15 protein-coding genes are annotated in these 15,115 nt (G+C 46.9%); 3 read left to right on the forward strand and 12 right to left on the reverse strand.

Going from position 1 to position 15,115, the window contains the following annotated elements:
- The first annotated feature begins 41 nt into the window (after positions 1 to 41).
- Both DHAF_RS18095 and DHAF_RS18100 read left to right on the forward strand, forming a co-directional pair.
- Entirely contained in the window at positions 42 to 542 is a 501-nt protein-coding gene (locus DHAF_RS18095; RefSeq protein ID WP_005810727.1) for a cytochrome c3 family protein, read from the forward strand.
- On the forward strand, positions 543 to 1,985 hold the full coding sequence (locus DHAF_RS18100) for an ammonia-forming cytochrome c nitrite reductase subunit c552 (protein ID WP_005810724.1): 1,443 nt from the start codon (positions 543 to 545) through the stop codon (positions 1,983 to 1,985).
- Between the two features lie 71 nt (positions 1,986 to 2,056).
- Here the strand turns inward: DHAF_RS18100 and DHAF_RS18105 are convergent, their stop codons facing one another.
- From DHAF_RS18105 to hypF, 5 genes are all read right to left on the reverse strand, one after another.
- On the reverse strand, positions 2,057 to 2,467 hold the full coding sequence (locus DHAF_RS18105; protein ID WP_005810723.1) for a DUF3842 family protein: 411 nt from the start codon (positions 2,465 to 2,467) through the stop codon (positions 2,057 to 2,059).
- An 87-nt stretch (positions 2,468 to 2,554) separates the two neighbouring features.
- Complete coding sequence (gene hypE, locus DHAF_RS18110; protein WP_005810719.1) at positions 2,555 to 3,547, reverse strand: hydrogenase expression/formation protein HypE; 993 nt, start codon at positions 3,545 to 3,547, stop codon at positions 2,555 to 2,557.
- Positions 3,548 to 4,651: a hydrogenase formation protein HypD gene (gene hypD, locus DHAF_RS18115; protein WP_005810717.1), complete on the reverse strand. Its 1,104-nt coding sequence runs from the start codon at positions 4,649 to 4,651 to the stop codon at positions 3,548 to 3,550.
- Positions 4,638 to 4,859, reverse strand: coding sequence for a HypC/HybG/HupF family hydrogenase formation chaperone (locus DHAF_RS18120; protein ID WP_005810715.1), 222 nt, complete (start codon positions 4,857 to 4,859; stop codon positions 4,638 to 4,640). Before DHAF_RS18120 ends, hypD begins: the two co-directional genes overlap by 14 nt.
- Positions 4,859 to 7,135: a carbamoyltransferase HypF gene (gene hypF / locus DHAF_RS18125; RefSeq protein ID WP_005810713.1), complete on the reverse strand. Its 2,277-nt coding sequence runs from the start codon at positions 7,133 to 7,135 to the stop codon at positions 4,859 to 4,861. Before hypF ends, DHAF_RS18120 begins: the two co-directional genes overlap by 1 nt.
- Before the next feature lie 336 nt (positions 7,136 to 7,471).
- Here hypF and DHAF_RS18130 point away from each other — a divergent pair, with 336 nt between their 5' ends.
- Positions 7,472 to 7,690: an alpha/beta-type small acid-soluble spore protein gene (locus DHAF_RS18130; RefSeq protein WP_005810711.1), complete on the forward strand. Its 219-nt coding sequence runs from the start codon at positions 7,472 to 7,474 to the stop codon at positions 7,688 to 7,690.
- A 147-nt stretch (positions 7,691 to 7,837) separates the two neighbouring features.
- On the opposite strand, the gene DHAF_RS18135 is transcribed toward DHAF_RS18130, so the two are convergent.
- The 7 genes from DHAF_RS18135 to DHAF_RS18165 form a co-directional block, all read right to left on the reverse strand.
- A complete protein-coding gene (locus tag DHAF_RS18135; RefSeq protein WP_005810709.1) occupies positions 7,838 to 9,469 on the reverse strand; it encodes a long-chain-fatty-acid--CoA ligase in 1,632 nt (543 codons plus the stop codon).
- Positions 9,470 to 9,707: 238 nt separating this feature from the next.
- Positions 9,708 to 10,769 carry a cytochrome c3 family protein gene (locus DHAF_RS18140; RefSeq protein WP_011460365.1) on the reverse strand — a complete coding sequence of 354 codons (1,062 nt, stop codon included), beginning with the start codon at positions 10,767 to 10,769 and terminating at the stop codon, positions 9,708 to 9,710.
- A gap of 256 nt (positions 10,770 to 11,025) precedes the next feature.
- Positions 11,026 to 11,211: a hypothetical protein gene (locus DHAF_RS18145; protein WP_015944696.1), complete on the reverse strand. Its 186-nt coding sequence runs from the start codon at positions 11,209 to 11,211 to the stop codon at positions 11,026 to 11,028.
- A 142-nt stretch (positions 11,212 to 11,353) separates the two neighbouring features.
- Complete coding sequence (locus DHAF_RS18150; RefSeq protein WP_005810703.1) at positions 11,354 to 12,355, reverse strand: NrtA/SsuA/CpmA family ABC transporter substrate-binding protein; 1,002 nt, start codon at positions 12,353 to 12,355, stop codon at positions 11,354 to 11,356.
- Positions 12,356 to 12,382: 27 nt separating this feature from the next.
- A complete protein-coding gene (locus DHAF_RS18155; RefSeq protein ID WP_015944697.1) occupies positions 12,383 to 13,102 on the reverse strand; it encodes an ABC transporter ATP-binding protein in 720 nt (239 codons plus the stop codon).
- A gap of 13 nt (positions 13,103 to 13,115) precedes the next feature.
- A complete protein-coding gene (locus DHAF_RS18160) occupies positions 13,116 to 13,874 on the reverse strand; it encodes an ABC transporter permease (protein WP_005810699.1) in 759 nt (252 codons plus the stop codon).
- Positions 13,875 to 13,917: 43 nt separating this feature from the next.
- Complete coding sequence (locus DHAF_RS18165; protein WP_242659901.1) at positions 13,918 to 14,961, reverse strand: acyltransferase family protein; 1,044 nt, start codon at positions 14,959 to 14,961, stop codon at positions 13,918 to 13,920.
- Positions 14,962 to 15,115: the final 154 nt, after the last annotated feature.

Consider the following 15,115-nt stretch of genomic DNA (forward strand, 5'->3'; position numbering starts at 1 on the left):
GCACCTCATACTAAAGACAAAAACAGAGAGGAGGTTTTGTTTTGTCACCCATACCACGCAAATACAAAAAACTTCTTGTCATCAGTATACCCGTCCTGGCAGTATTCGTCGGTTTTATCGCCTACATCTATGAATACACTTCAACCACTCATTATTGCGGGACGACCTGTCACATCATGGAAGAAGCTTATGAAACGCAACTGCACAGCGTTCATCGGGAAGAACTTGTGGGGTGCGGCGACTGTCATCTTTATCATGGTCCTAATATAGCCTATTCCCTGATCTATAAGGGATATTCCGGAATGAAGGATGTTTATAAAAACGCCTTTGCTCAACCGGTCGTCTTGCATACTTCAGAATGGAGCCAGGATGTCATTCAGAAGAATTGTCTGCGCTGTCATCAAGATGTGGTAGCCAACATCCGGATCTCAGATGGTCCTCAGTGCTTTGATTGTCATAGAAATACTCCTCACGGACAAGGGACTCAATCCTTTGGCATACAAACCATTTCCACACCACTTCACTCGATTGGAGGCTCATAAATGCGTAAATCTTGGAAAAGCTTTTTACTTATCTCATTGTTCTTAGCCGTTTCATCTGTGCTGGCCTTCGGCTGTGCTTCGCAAATTACTCCTTCGCCGCGAACCGCCGCCACTATCCCGGAAGGAGCCCTTGATTCCGAGACCTGGGGAAAGGTCTATCCGGATCAATACGCCAGCCAAAACAAACAGAAGGAAATGACCAAGGGCAACTCCAAATACGGAGGTTCATTGCCAGAATCCCATCTTGAAAAATATCCCATCGAAAAAAGGCTTTTTGCCGGTTATGGATTCTCGGAAGACTACAATGACGAGAGGGGTCATGTCTACGCCCTTGAGGATGTAACGACCACATTGCGGGTTAATGAAAAAACCATCAGCTCCTGTTGGAACTGCAAAAGCCCTCAGGTTCCCGGTTTAATCGAGCAAATGGGGGATGACTTCTGGTCCACGCCTTTCCTGCAGCTCAAAGATCAAATCACCATGCCCATTGCCTGTGCAGATTGCCATGATCCTGAGACCATGAATCTGCGCATTACCCGGGTTACCTTGCTCAATGCCCTCAAGGAACGCGGCATCGATCCCAACCAGCTCAGCCGCCAGGAAATGCGTACCATGGTCTGCGCTCAATGCCATGTGGAATATTATTTTGAACCTGAGACCAAAAGAGTGACCTATCCCTGGAAATATGGCCTCACCGCCAATGACGCAGAAAAATACTACGAAGAGATCAACTTCAAAGATTGGAACCATGCCGAAACCGGAGCGCCTATGCTGAAAGCCCAGCACCCTGATTATGAGCTGTTTTCAACAGGAGTCCACGCCGCTAACGGGGTGGCTTGTGCCGACTGCCATATGCCCTACGTTAAAGAAGGAACATCCAAGATCTCCTCCCATCATCTGCAAAGCCCCCTCAACAGCATTAGTGAGTCATGCCAAACCTGTCATCGCCAAAGCGAGGAATACCTGAAAAATCAAGTCATAGCCACTCAGGATAAAGTCTTTGCGACACGGACGGTTCTGGAAAACGCCCTGGCTGACGCCATGGATGCTATCAAGACTGCCGATAAAAATGCCAATGCCAAAGCCGATGCCATGAGTAAAGCCCGGGATCTGCACCGCAAAGCTCAGTGGCGCTGGGATTACATTGCCGCCGAAAACAGCATGGGTTTCCACAGTCCTAATGAAGCCCTGCGTGTGCTGGGTGAAGGAATCGACTTTGCCCGTCAGGCTCAGCTGCAGGCTAATCTGGCCGTTGGTACCGCTGCCGGTGGTGCGGCTAATCCCGATGCCGGTCAGACTCCGGGCGCAGGAACCGCCAATGAAGCAGCAGGGGGCGCTACCCCACTCCCAGACAATAAGAACAATGATAAGAAGCCCACGGATGGGGATGGCTCTGCTCCTAATGATGAAACAAAACAAACAGAGGAAAAGAAACAATCATAATCATTGCAACAAAGGGAGGCCGCAACTGCTTAGTCAGCGGCCTCCCTTATTACTTCCTTACTACTTCCTCTTTATTCCTTCGCCCTTGCGGCCACCTCATCCACCAATTGCTCGACATGATGGGGCAAGGGCATACGGGTAATTCCTGTGATCACTGTATTGCTTCTTTGGATAGGTATGAGAAGCTTCAGAGCCGGACTTGAGGATATTGCTCCGGCTATCCCTGGTGTAATCTCACCCAGCAGACCATGAACTGTGGCAATAGCTAAAGAGCCCGCTATAATATCCACCCTATGGGCATTATAACAGATGGCCGCTTCACCGGAGGCGCCTTCTGTAGCACCTGCTTTGAGCATAGCACCTGTGGCCAATGCATTGGTTCCGAGGGCTAATATCTCCAGATCCGGCATGCGTTTGCGCAATTGTTCCACGATATGCTTCCCCATTCCTCCGCCTTGTCCATCAATGACTGCAACTCTCATCCCCAACCTCCACACTTCTTATTATATCAATATTCTCTTTCCCCAAGGCGCGATTTCTTCCTGAAAAATGGTACCTGTCCCCTTGATTCAGCAAATCCTTGGCAGATGCTCACCTTCCAGCATTCCTACGATGCGTTTTCCTCCCAGGGGAGTCTCCAGCAGGACAAGTCCCGGATCGGCTTCTTCAACCCTGCCGATAACTGCGGCCTCTTTGCCAAGAGGATGAGCTCTCATCTGAATTAAGACTCTTTCCACAGCTTCCGGTGAAACGATCACCAGAACTTTCCCTTCATTGGCAAGGTAGAGAGGATCCAATCCCAGCATTCCACAAGCTCCCGCAACTCCAGGGTTGAGGGGTAGTTTTTCTTCTTCAAGAAGGATGCTGACCTGGGCCTGACGGGCCAGCTCATTCAAAGTTGTACCGACACCCCCCCGGGTAGGGTCACGCATGCAATGCACTCCCGGCATATAGAAGCTGTCGATAAGATGATTTAAAGGCGCACAATCACTGATGACAGGGGTCTCAAATTCCAACCCCTCCCGATCGGCAAGAATGGAAATCCCATGATCACCAAGGGTACCGCTGATCAGGACATAATCCCCCGGTTTGATACAGTGAGGTCCTACCAACCGCTCTTGAATCATCCCTATCCCCGTAGTATTGATGAAAATTTTATCCGCACTGCCCCGCTCTACGACCTTAGTATCCCCGCAGACGATGGCTGCACCGGCCTGACGGGATGTCTCGGCAATGCTCATGACAATTCTTTCGAGATCGCCGATGGGAAATCCTTCTTCCAGGATCACTGCCAGGGAAAGGTAGCGGGGCTGAGCCCCCGCTACGGCCAAGTCATTGATAGTGCCGCAAACTGCTAACTTGCCGATATCGCCCCCTCGGAAAAAAATCGGGGAAACCACAAAGGAATCCGTGGTTACGGCCAGTTTTTCACTTCCGGGCAGGCAGGTGGCATCATTCATCTGATTAAGGAAATCGTTGCTCAGATGTTTCTGGAAAATCTCCTGGACCAATTGATGGCTTAAGCGTCCCCCGCTGCCATGTGCCATAATAATTCGCTCCATTTATATCCCACTCCTTTGCGCATATCGGTAATAAGCTGCACAAGACCCTTCTGAGGAAACCATGCAAGGTCCCACAGGAGACAAGGGGGTACACTTACGGGCAAATAATGGACACTCAGGTGGAGTAATCTGCCCCTTTAGAACGTTCCCACAGCGGCAGCCGGGGATTTCTACGGTCTCAAACTCCGGGAGCGCGAATTTTTTCGCAGCATCCCAATCCTCATATTCCTTACGGACCCCCAACCCTCCCAGAGGAATGATACCGAGTCCCCGAAATGCTGCATCAACCGGTTCAAAGATCTTATGGATGAGAGCCTGAGCTACCCGATTGCCTTCCGGTTTCACGATCTTATCATATTGTATTTCTATCTCCGCACGGCCTTGGTCTCTTTGCCGGAGCAGCATGACCAACCCCTCCAGGATATCCAGAGCTTCAAAACCAGTAACCACTCCGGGCATGGCGTAATCCTCAGCCATAAAGGCCAAGGCTTCGCTGCCAATAATAGCGCAGGCATGACCGGGATCCAGAAACCCATCCACTTCCGTCTCCGGATCCTCTGCTAAGGCGCGCAGCACAGGAGGCACAAGCTTATGCATGGATAAAATACTGTAATTCCTGATATCTTCCTTTTGGGCCTGTTCAATGCTTACACACACCGTGGGAACGGTGGTCTCAAAGCCCACGCCGAGAAAGACCACTTCTTTGTCAGGGTTCTTCCGGGCCAGGTCCAAGGCGTCCAGTGTGGAGTAAACAATGCGGATATCCGCCCCTTCCCCACGCAGCATCTGCAGACTCTTTTGCGAGCCGGGCACCCGAATCATATCGCCAAAGGTTGCGGTAATGACATGAGGCTGAGCAGCCAGATAGAGAAACTGATCAATATCGCTGCTGTCTGTAACACATACAGGGCACCCCGGACCGGAGACCAAGCGAATCTGAGCCGGCAGCAAATCCCGCAAGGCATTCTTGGCAATAGCCACAGTATGAGTTCCACATACCTCCATAACCGTATAGGGGGCTGCCGCTAATTCCCGAATTTCTTTTAGATAGCCCGCCGCCACTTCTTTAACCGATTGCTTTGAATTATAATTATTCACGTGCATTCGCTTCCTCTATCAGTAATTCTTCTGTCTCTTTAGCATACTGAGGGTCAACGATTTCAATAGCAAACCCGGCGTGAACCAAAACATAGTCCCCCACCTGCACATCTGGTACCAGATGAGTCCCGACGATACGTTCATTGCCCATCATATCAACTTTGGCCATCATTTCATCTATGGATACCACCAGGGCAGGAATAGCTATACACATTATGAGCACCTCTCATTCCCTATCAATATTTGACCTAAGGCTAATCCCCCATCACCCGGCGGCAACTCCTTGGCACGGATGACTTGGATCCCGAAAGCTTTACATAGTACCAATACCTTTTCCGTTAAAAGTTTATTCTGGAAGACCCCACCCGTCAGAACAAGGGGGCCTTCACCAACCTGAAGCTCAAGCACCGTCCGGACAATCCCGTGAGCCAGAGAATCGTGAAAATGATAAGCTATAAAAGCGGGCTCTTTCCCGTCAAGTACATCCTGAATAATACCCCAATAGAGTTCCTTCACCTTTAAGATTAAGCATTCCCCATTCTCAGCCCACTCGATAAGGTAGCGTGGCTCAAGCGCATCTTCACTGTTTTTGCCGGACCACAGTGCAGCCTTACTCTCTAATTCGATAGCGGCCTGCCCTTCATAGGTAACGCTTGTACAGATACCCAGCAAAGCGCTCACCGCATCGAATAGCCTGCCTCCACTGGATGTCTCAAAGATCTGAAGCCTTTTCTCCAGCTGTTGATCGAGAATCTTCTGCTCAGCCCCAGCAAGCCTTTCCCATAATCTTTCCGTCATCAGCCACTCCCGCTCAGAGAGCAGGCTTTTTCCATAGGCATAGGCAATCCGCAGGGGATGTTTAGCTCCGGCATCTCCTCCAGGTAAGGGCAGATATTCCAAATGAGCCAAACGCCGGTATCCTTCAGCATTTCCCTTCAAAAACTCAAATCCCCAGATTCGCCGATCCTCACCCCAGCCTGTCCCGTCACACACCACACCTAAGGCAGGGGCTGTGATGCCATGCTCTCCCAAGACACTCACTAAATGGGCGTGGTGATGCTGTACTTTTATTTTCTGCGGCCAGGGGCCTGCCAAGGCAAACTGTGTGGTCTGGAAATCGGGGTGGGCATCATAGGCTACCACCTCAGGTACAATTTGCACTACTTTTTGGAAGGAAGCGAGCTCCTGACGAAAACGCTGAAAATTCTCGTACCCTTCCATATCTCCGATATATTGGCTGGTAAAGGCTCTGTCTTTGGCCCCCAGACAAAAGGCATTTTTTAATTCTCCCCCTACCCCTAAGATTGAAGCCTTCAAATCCTGGGGACATTTCTGAGGGAGCGGAACATAACCACGGGCCCGCCGGTGCAAGACGGCCTCATCTCCAATGACTTGAACCACAGAATCATCACAGGGATGAAAAATATCCCGGTTATGAAGGAGAAAATAGTCGGCGATCCCTTTAAGCTCCCGGACAGCCTCTTCATTAGTATAAATCAAAGGACGGCCACTGAGATTCCCACTGGTCATCACCAAAAAATCAAAGGCTCCATCGAAAAGCAGGGCATGGAGGGGAGTATAAGGGAGCATCACTCCCAGGGTGTGAAGCCCTGGGGCCAGTTCGTCAGGAAGAACATTCCCGCTTTCCTTTTTTCTTTCTAAGATGACGATAGGAGCTGCTGAACTCTTTAATAGCTCTTCCTCTTTTAAAGAGACTTTAAGATATCTGCGAATGACCTCAAGATTGCGGGCCATTAAAGCAAAAGGCTTAGCTCCTCTTTCTTTGCGCTGGCGTAAGCGTTGAACAGCTGTCGGATTTCCTCCATCACAAACTAAATGAAATCCGCCTAACCCTTTGATAGCAATAATTTCTCCCCGGGCTATCTGTTCAATGCCCAGACCTGCGCAGAAATCACCTTGAGCATTCAAAAGCTGAACCGCAGGACCACATTGAGAGCAAGCTACAGGCTGAGCATGAAAGCGCCGGTTCAGGGGATCTGCATACTCCTGAGCGCAGACAGGGCACATGGGGAAGGACTGCATCGTCGTCTGGGCCCGGTCATAGGGTACATCTTGAATAATCGTGTAACGGGGCCCGCAATTGGTGCAGTTGATAAAAGGATATCGATAACGCAAATCCTGCACATCCCTGAGCTCAGCCAGACAATCTCCACAGGTAGCTATATCCGGAGAAATGAGCACATCGGCTTGCCCTTCCTCCCGACTTTGCAGGATTGCAAAATCTGCATAATTGCCAAATGCTACTTCTCGGTATTCTTCATGAGTAATCTTGGCTAACGGGGGCACCTCTTGAAGCAAACGCCTATAGAAAACCGGAACCTGTAAACCTTCAGCATGAATATAAACTCCATGGCTGGAATTGTTCACCCACCCTTTAATTCCCATTTCATGAGCTAAACGGTAGACATAGGGTCTAAAGCCTACACCTTGAACGATGCCATTGAGATGTATAAAATAAGCTGTCGTCATAAATTTACCCGCTTTCTGCCCGGCCTAATCATGTAAATACATTCTACACTCGAATGAGGTATTAAGTAAATAATTTTAATATTCGGAAATTTTAAAAAGGGCTAGCCAAGGCTTGCGAAATGGGTTACAATCTAATTGTGAAATGCACATCAATCTAATTTTGTGTGGTACATTAGTTACCTTCTCATTTCACTCCTCCTCAATCTAACCCCTCTGCTCTATGCCCAGCAACGCGTTGGGCTCTTTTTTTGTTATGTATAGAATTCTTCAATTTGGTTACTTTAATAATGACCCTTGAGAATTTCCCAATGTTCTATAAAAAAGGAGGCAGGTCACATGAGCAATAAAACGCCAATGGTTCCTGAATCCGAAAACAAGTTGGATCAACTTAAATGGGAAGTTGCTGAGGAACTCCATTTAGACGACGACATCCAGGAAAGAGGTTTTGAAAACATGACCACCCGGGAAGTCGGACAAATCGGCGGCAATATGGTCAAAAAAATGGTGGCATTTGCCGAAGAGCAGATGGGTAAAGGGGCCGACATTAAGGATTAATGACGAATTAAATATTGGAAGGAGAGCATGACGGCCATCATGTTCCCCTTGCAAATGAAGTGACTCTTTAGGAGAGCACTTACAAGGAAAAGAAGCGAGTTGTCACTCGCTTCTTTTCCTTAACCTGTCAAAATTCCACAGGGCGCTTTAAGCTTCCTGTGCATGTTCTTCCAGTTTTTGTTTTTCTTCCTCAACTAAAAATCTCCTCAGTACCTTACCAACGGCTGTCTTAGGCAGATTATCCCTGATTTCAATTTGCTTCGGCACTTTATAGGAGGCTAATTCTTTCTTTAAGAAACTAAGAAGCTCCTCCTCTGTGACTTGCTGCTCTTCTCTCAGCACTACATAAGCCTTTACTTTCTCTCCCCAGTATGAATCCGGAACTCCTGCACATATCGCTTCTCTGACGGCAGGATGAGCATATAATGCTTCTTCAATTTCACGGGGATAAACATTATAGCCACCGGTAATAATCATATCTTTTTTTCTATCGACAACATAAAAGTACCCATCTTCATCCATGCGGGCCAGATCACCGGTATACAACCATCCGTCCCGCAACACCGCTCTGGTCTCATTTTCTCTTTGCCAGTACCCCAGCATGACCTGGGGACCTTTAACAGCCAGTTCTCCGACTTCCCCTACAGGAAGCTCTTTATCTCCCAGCTCTATATCCACAATCTTGGCTTGGGTATTGGAGACAGGTGTGCCGATGGAACCTACGCGGGCACTGGGGAAAGGATTAATATGAGTCACAGGCGAGGCCTCAGATAACCCATAGCCCTCCACAAGCTTCCCGCCGGTCAACTCTCCAAAGCGCAGTGCGACTTCCACAGGCAAAGGAGCCGAGCCACTGACACATGCCCTGATGGAGGAAACATCATGCTCTTTAAGCTTGGGATGGTTAATCAACGCTACATACATGGTTGGAGTTCCTGGATAAAGGGTGGGCTTCTCATCATTAATAAGTTTTAGGATAAGATCCGCATCGAATTTGGGAACGGGAATCACGGCACTTCCCCCAAGAATTGAGGTATTCATACAGACGGATAAGGCGTAGATATGAAACAAGGGAATGACGCATAAGGATTTTTCTTGTCCTGGTGACCCTTTAATCCACTCCCAAATCTGGTAAGCGTTAGCATAAAGATTGCCGTGGGAAAGCATGGCGCCCTTTGAGGTGCCAGTGGTTCCTCCGGTATATTGCAACACGGCAATATCTGTCTGGGGATCGATAACCGGCTTGGACCACTCAACCTCGGAGTCATCATTGAGGCAACCGTGGAAGTCACAAGTTCCTTCTCCTTCATCCAGGCCCATGGCCTTTAGGCCTTCTACAAGAACCCACTTAAGCGATGTTTCTTGACGGATTCCCTGAACTCTCGGGTAGAGAGGTGCAACAGTAATCATACCTATCGCACCGGAGTCATTCATAAGTGCTTTTAGCTCGCCTTCGACATAGAGTGGGTTGGTCTGAACTACGATAGCACCAACTTTCATGATGGCAAAGAAACTAATCATCCAGGTCGCAGAGTTGGGCATATTGATAGAAATTCGGTCCTTAGGCTTGACACCAAGTCTGCTTAACGCCTTAGCCAAACGATCGACATCCCGCTCCATGTCCGTATAAGTCCAGGTCTTGCCGCCAAAAACTATAGCCGGCCGCTGGCCAAAGTTTTTGGCGCTGCGCTCGAACATTTCGTATAGCGATATGTTCTCGATCTCGATACGTTTAGGTACCCCTTCTTCATAACAATTATACCAGACCGGATCGTTCATAATCCCCACTCCTTCGATTATTCTCACTCCGCCAGAACTCCCAAGTATGTCAACCTATGTCTTATCATAATATTATGAATTTTCAAACTAAACAATGAATTATCCCTCAGCTGCTTTGAATCTCTGTTAAAATGTCATATTCAACTTGCGAACGGTTAAAGAAAAACTCCCCTGATCGTAGTAAGAATCCTCTTGCTACTTCAAGGGAGTCTGGATTGCCAAATAGTTTAACGTTTATTTATTTTTTAGCGGCCTCTGGAAGTAGTTTGGTGATCAAATCGATGGCTTCCTGATTGGTAATCTCAATCTCAGGTGTCTTTTTATCATCCCCTAATTTATCGTAGGGAAGAGCGCCAAAGCTATGATCTTTAGTAAAGTGCCCTCGTGCATCGGTTGGGTTCTTCCACATCATCTTCTCAAGATCAAAGGATTTCCCCTCATGACACTTGGCACAGATATCCTGCGCTTTGTCTGCTTTTAAAAGTAAACCGCTGGCATTGGGTTTATGAGAATCATGACATGTCAGACAGTTCATGGAAGCGCTTTGTCCATGCTTGCTGGCAAAATAGTTCCGTGTTCCGTAGTGAGTATTGGCTGTCCATACTCCTTTGTCGTTCTTGCTCGGGTTGCTTTCGTGACAGGAATTACAGGCGTTAACCGCCGTTTTAGGATCCATTGTCCCTGCTTTATTGGCAGCAGTAACATGGTTTCCTCCCGGGCCATGACAGGATTCACAGGATACGCCATAGTCTTTTGAATTGTGTTCGATGCCTGGTGAATGACAACTGCCGCATGTATAGCTCTCTGCTGTATAGTCGGGTTTGCCGTCTTTATCAATATCTGCTTCTTTCGCAGGTTTGACCACATATTTATCTCCCGACTTTTCAAGGGCTGCGACACGATATACCTTATCTGTGAAACCCTCAGGCGCCTTAGCAACAACGTAGTGATCCATCATGACTCCATAAACTTGGTCCTTATTGGCCAAGTCAAGGTTCCCTGTCTTATCCGTAGCCTTAGCATCAAAAAGCTTGATTTCACCTGCTGGCTGGGTTAAGGGATAATCCGATAGGGGCTTAAAGGCCAGGGCATGGTGGGATTTCTCAAAATTAGTATGATATTCAGCGTGGCAGGTTTTGCAGCTATCGCTGCCCACATATTGGGCGACAGGCTGTTGATCCGTTGGCGGCGGTGTAACAGCTGTCCCTGGGCCAGGTTTTTGGTTATTACAGCCTATAAGCACTGTAACAGCCAGTGCGAGCACCAGTAATCCGAGTAATATTTTTTTCCTGGATTTCAAGATACCTTCCTCCTTTTTTTAACCTTTTCCCTTTTGCATTCACAGATTGTGCTTGACATTGCTTAGTTTGTTCATTTTTCCTAACGAATAAACACGTTTTCATAAAAAGTAAAGAGAGCTTTAAACCGCTCTCTTAGTCTCTAATAACTATCTATTTATATTAAACGCAAATAAAGCAGGCGACCTGTTAAATACCAGGCAACCTGCTTATCCTGTACCATTTTCATCCTAAATGATGCTTTACACCCCTATGGAGTTAAACTGCCAAGCTGCATTGACTCCCATCACTGAATACCTGGTATTCAGTGACCATGAAGGTCACAAAGTCGTATTTCTTCGTTTGGAGGGCAGCATATCTTTCTGCTTCCTGCTTATTAAGAAAAATCTTATCTATTGAGCTGACAAAGTTGGTATCCATACATTTCACAACATAAACCTTCATCAGTGTGTCACTCCCCTTTTTCTCTCTCTTCTTGGTTATATTGTACACCAAATCTTTTTAAATAATAAGAATATTTCTGCAAATGGCACAATATAGACCGTATCCTGTTCAAAATCGGGGGTCAGCGGTTGATTAATATCTCTCAATGGCTCGTCCCCACCAGATCATCCACCAATTGATCCGTGTTTATTGTAGACTTGATAAACCCATTCTCTTGCAGAAACTGTGCCGATAGTTTAAGCTCATGAATCATTTCCGAATTAATTTCCGTGGAAAACATAAATTTCGGGTAAAGTGCCGCCACTGCTTTAGGCTCCAGCTTCAGTTGTTCACCGGCAACACTGTAAAACTGCTCTTTGTTCTGCTCGGCCCAGTGAATACTTTCCTCATGGAGTTGAATAAAGCGTTTGACGGCTTCGGGATGCTCCAGGGCAAAGTCTGCTCTCGCTACGATAAAGGTTTGACCGGTTATCAGCCCTTCCGCATTCAGAACTAAAGTCCCTTTTCCGGAACTGACCACTTTCGTCAGAAGGGGGTCAGGTAAAATAGCCGCATCAATTTGTCCGCCCATCAAGGCAGGAGCTGCATCTACAGATTCCATCGCTACCATTTCCACATCCCCGGGACTTAAGTTCTCTTTTTTCAGGGCCTTAATTAAGAACTCATGGAGCATGGTTCCCTTTTGCAGGGCGATTTTCTTACCCTTCAGATCAGCTAATGTTTTGACATTAAGCTCAGTTTGAGCAACGATAGCGATCCCTTTAGGAAATTGTGAATACCCGGCAACGACCTTGATATCGTTACCATTGGCTTTGGCCAGCAAAGCGGACACATAATTCATAGAGGTGCTTATATCGATACTCTTGGAAGCCAGGGCTTCAAGCTGTGCCGGCCCCGCTGCAATCTCAGTCCATTTAAAATCGATACCCTCCCCTTGAAAATCTTTTTCAAAATTATGTTGGTCGAGGGCAACGATAGCAGGAACGTTAATGGGCCGTGTGGAGTAGGATGCGTTAAGCTGAGTCAATGCCTGAGGCTTCTTTTCTTCCGGTTGACCCTGCTTTACTGTGCTGCAGCCCTGTGTTCCCAGCAAAAGCAGAAACAGGCATAGTAGATAAATGAATGGGGTTTTTCTTTTTAGCAATGGTAGTCCTTCTTTCTTTGCCTTTTATTATAGTGTTAAGCAACTCATGATCTCTCGTTTAATCTCCACCCGCTTCTCTTTTTCCACATCAAAGACGTGAGTGATTCGACCGGGGGAAGGGGAAAACACTAAGACCCGCTGTCCGAGATTAATGGCTTCATCGATGTCATGAGTCACCATGATCATGGTTTTGCCGGTAGCTCGCCAAAGCTGCAAAATCTCATCCTGCATGCGTCTACGGGTAAGAGCATCCAATGCTGAAAAGGGTTCATCCAAAAGGAGGAGCTCCGGATCAATGGCCAAGGCCCGTGCGATAGCTACCCTTTGGGCCATACCACCGGATAATTCATGGGGATAAACCTGGGCAAAGTCAGTTAAGCCGATGAGCTCAAGCTGATAATCCACTGCCTGTTGCAAATCGGAAACTGAAAGTCTTCCCTTTACCCCCACCCCAATATTATCTGCCACTGTGAGCCAAGGGAAAAGTCGCGGTTCTTGAAAAACCATTCCACATTGGCGGCTAGGCCCCAGCACTTTCTTTCCCAGGATGGACACTGTGCCGGCTGTGGGCAGCTCTAAGCCTGCTATAAGGCGCAGCAAGGTTGTTTTTCCACAACCGCTGGGCCCAACCAGACATATAAACTCCCCCCCTGCTACAGTCATATATACTTTTGCTAAGGCAGTTGTATTCGTTCTGGGGGTGATAAACTCTTTCCTTACCCCGTCAATCTCTAAAAGCGGCCTCATTCTTTCTCCTTTGTCATGCCTTATGCCAAGGTAATGCTCTTTGTTCAAGGTACTTAATCCCGTAGTCAATCAATGCACCAAGGCTGCCGATGATAAAAATCGAAACAAAAATTAACTCCGCCTGGGCTAGATTTCTACCCTCCATCAACAGATAGCCTAATCCCTTTGAAGAAGCAATAATTTCGGCAGCTACCAGGGCCCGCCAACAGTTGCTGAAGCCTAAGCGTATGCCCACAAAAAAATGGGGCGCTGCCGAAGGGAGATAAACATGAGTAATCCTTGCCTGGTAACCTAAACTGAAAGCCTGGGCCACCTCTTTTAATTTCTGATCTACGGATTGAATGCCAAATAATGTGTTAATAAAGACAGGAAAAAACGCTGCGTAGACCATCAGCGCAATCTTCATTGCCTCGCCAATGCCCAGCCAAAGAATAAAGACAGGAATCCAGGCAATCGTGGGGATTTGCTGCAAGAATGCTAAGGTGGGAGTGATAAACTTCTGCGCCCGGCTAAAAAGTCCAATGAACAAACCGAGGGGAACGGCAAGCCCTATGGTAATTGCCATCCCCACTCCCAGTCTGAAAAGGCTAGATTTGATATGGGTAAAAATCTCCCCTGTGAATAAAAGTTCCGTAAATGCCCCTATAATATCACCCGGTGAAGGCAAAAGGTAGGGGTTAACCCAGCCAAAATAACTAACGCCTTGCCATAGTATAATCAGTAAGGCAGGAAAAACCAAACCATGAATTTTTCGAATGATCCGCTCGTTCATTATTACACCACTTCTAGTTTATTATAGCACCTCTAATTATATTTTAGATTTTTTCTTTTGCAAGGTAACGAGTGTGGCTGCGGATATTTTTCAACTCCTTGAGCTTCAGTAAACTATAATACCAGACACTGGGAAAGATCAGCCCCGCCAATAAAAATAAATACCATGGCAAGGGGATAAACTTACTGATGATGATTCCGGTCATAATATGGAGATACATTATCTCCATGGTGGCCTTCCCTAAAAACTCCAACATTGTGCGGATCACCTTAATGCGGCTAAGCAGCTTGCTTAAAAATGCAACGATTATTGTACAGGTTAAAGGGGTTAGGATAACCGTGCCCAAAAAGTAATACTGGCGATGCTTTAAATCTAAGCCAAAGCGAATCATACCTTCAGCATACAAATAGAAAAAGACTGCCAGATAGGCTATCGCTCCGAGCAACAATAATCGGCCTACCCCTTCTTTATTGAGCCAATCCTTTTCATGAAATAAATGCCCCAAAGCGTAGAAGATGATTCCAAATAGAGCAACGTCCACATTCCCTGGTACAAAGATGTGTTGGTAATTTGTCGATTCCCAATGAGCTATTCCATAGAAGGCTATAATAATTAACCCTAAGAACCAGGAAGATTTCACTTTGCGCTGTAAAAAGTCATATAGAATTTGGACGGTAAATAAAAATGTCACAAACCAAAACACACCATAAGCACCATTGAGCAAGCTGCCACCCAGGATCAGGCTCTTCCAATCCAGACTTAATGCCTTAAGAAGAGGCGCACCAGCGACTAGATTATAGCTGCACATAATCAGCGTTATAAGCAACATATAAGCAATATAGGGAACCATCAGATGCTTAAATTTTCTTTTTGAAGCTTCCCACCATGACATATTGGAATTCTTTTTGTACAAATAGCCACTTGCAAAAACAAACAAAGGCATGTGAAAGAAAAACATAAAATAGCCATTTTGATAACCTGAGTGACCAAGCACTACGGCAATAATACCTAACCCTTTCAGAATATCAATCCATAAAACTCTTTTCACTAAGGAATTCGAACCGGCTCCAGCTGTCATGCCTTTCATCTCCAATACATCTCATGTAGAAATCTCGACCCCAAAGCCTCTTACACACACCTTGTTTTTCCGCAAGGAAAAAAGCTAACTCCCCCACCCATGAGAATCCAAATGGTGCACCGGTGCACCATTTGAACCAAAGCAAAAAGACCATCTACTACAG

Origin of the sequence: Desulfitobacterium hafniense DCB-2, assembly GCF_000021925.1 — a bacterium.
Taxonomy (GTDB): domain Bacteria; phylum Bacillota; class Desulfitobacteriia; order Desulfitobacteriales; family Desulfitobacteriaceae; genus Desulfitobacterium; species Desulfitobacterium hafniense.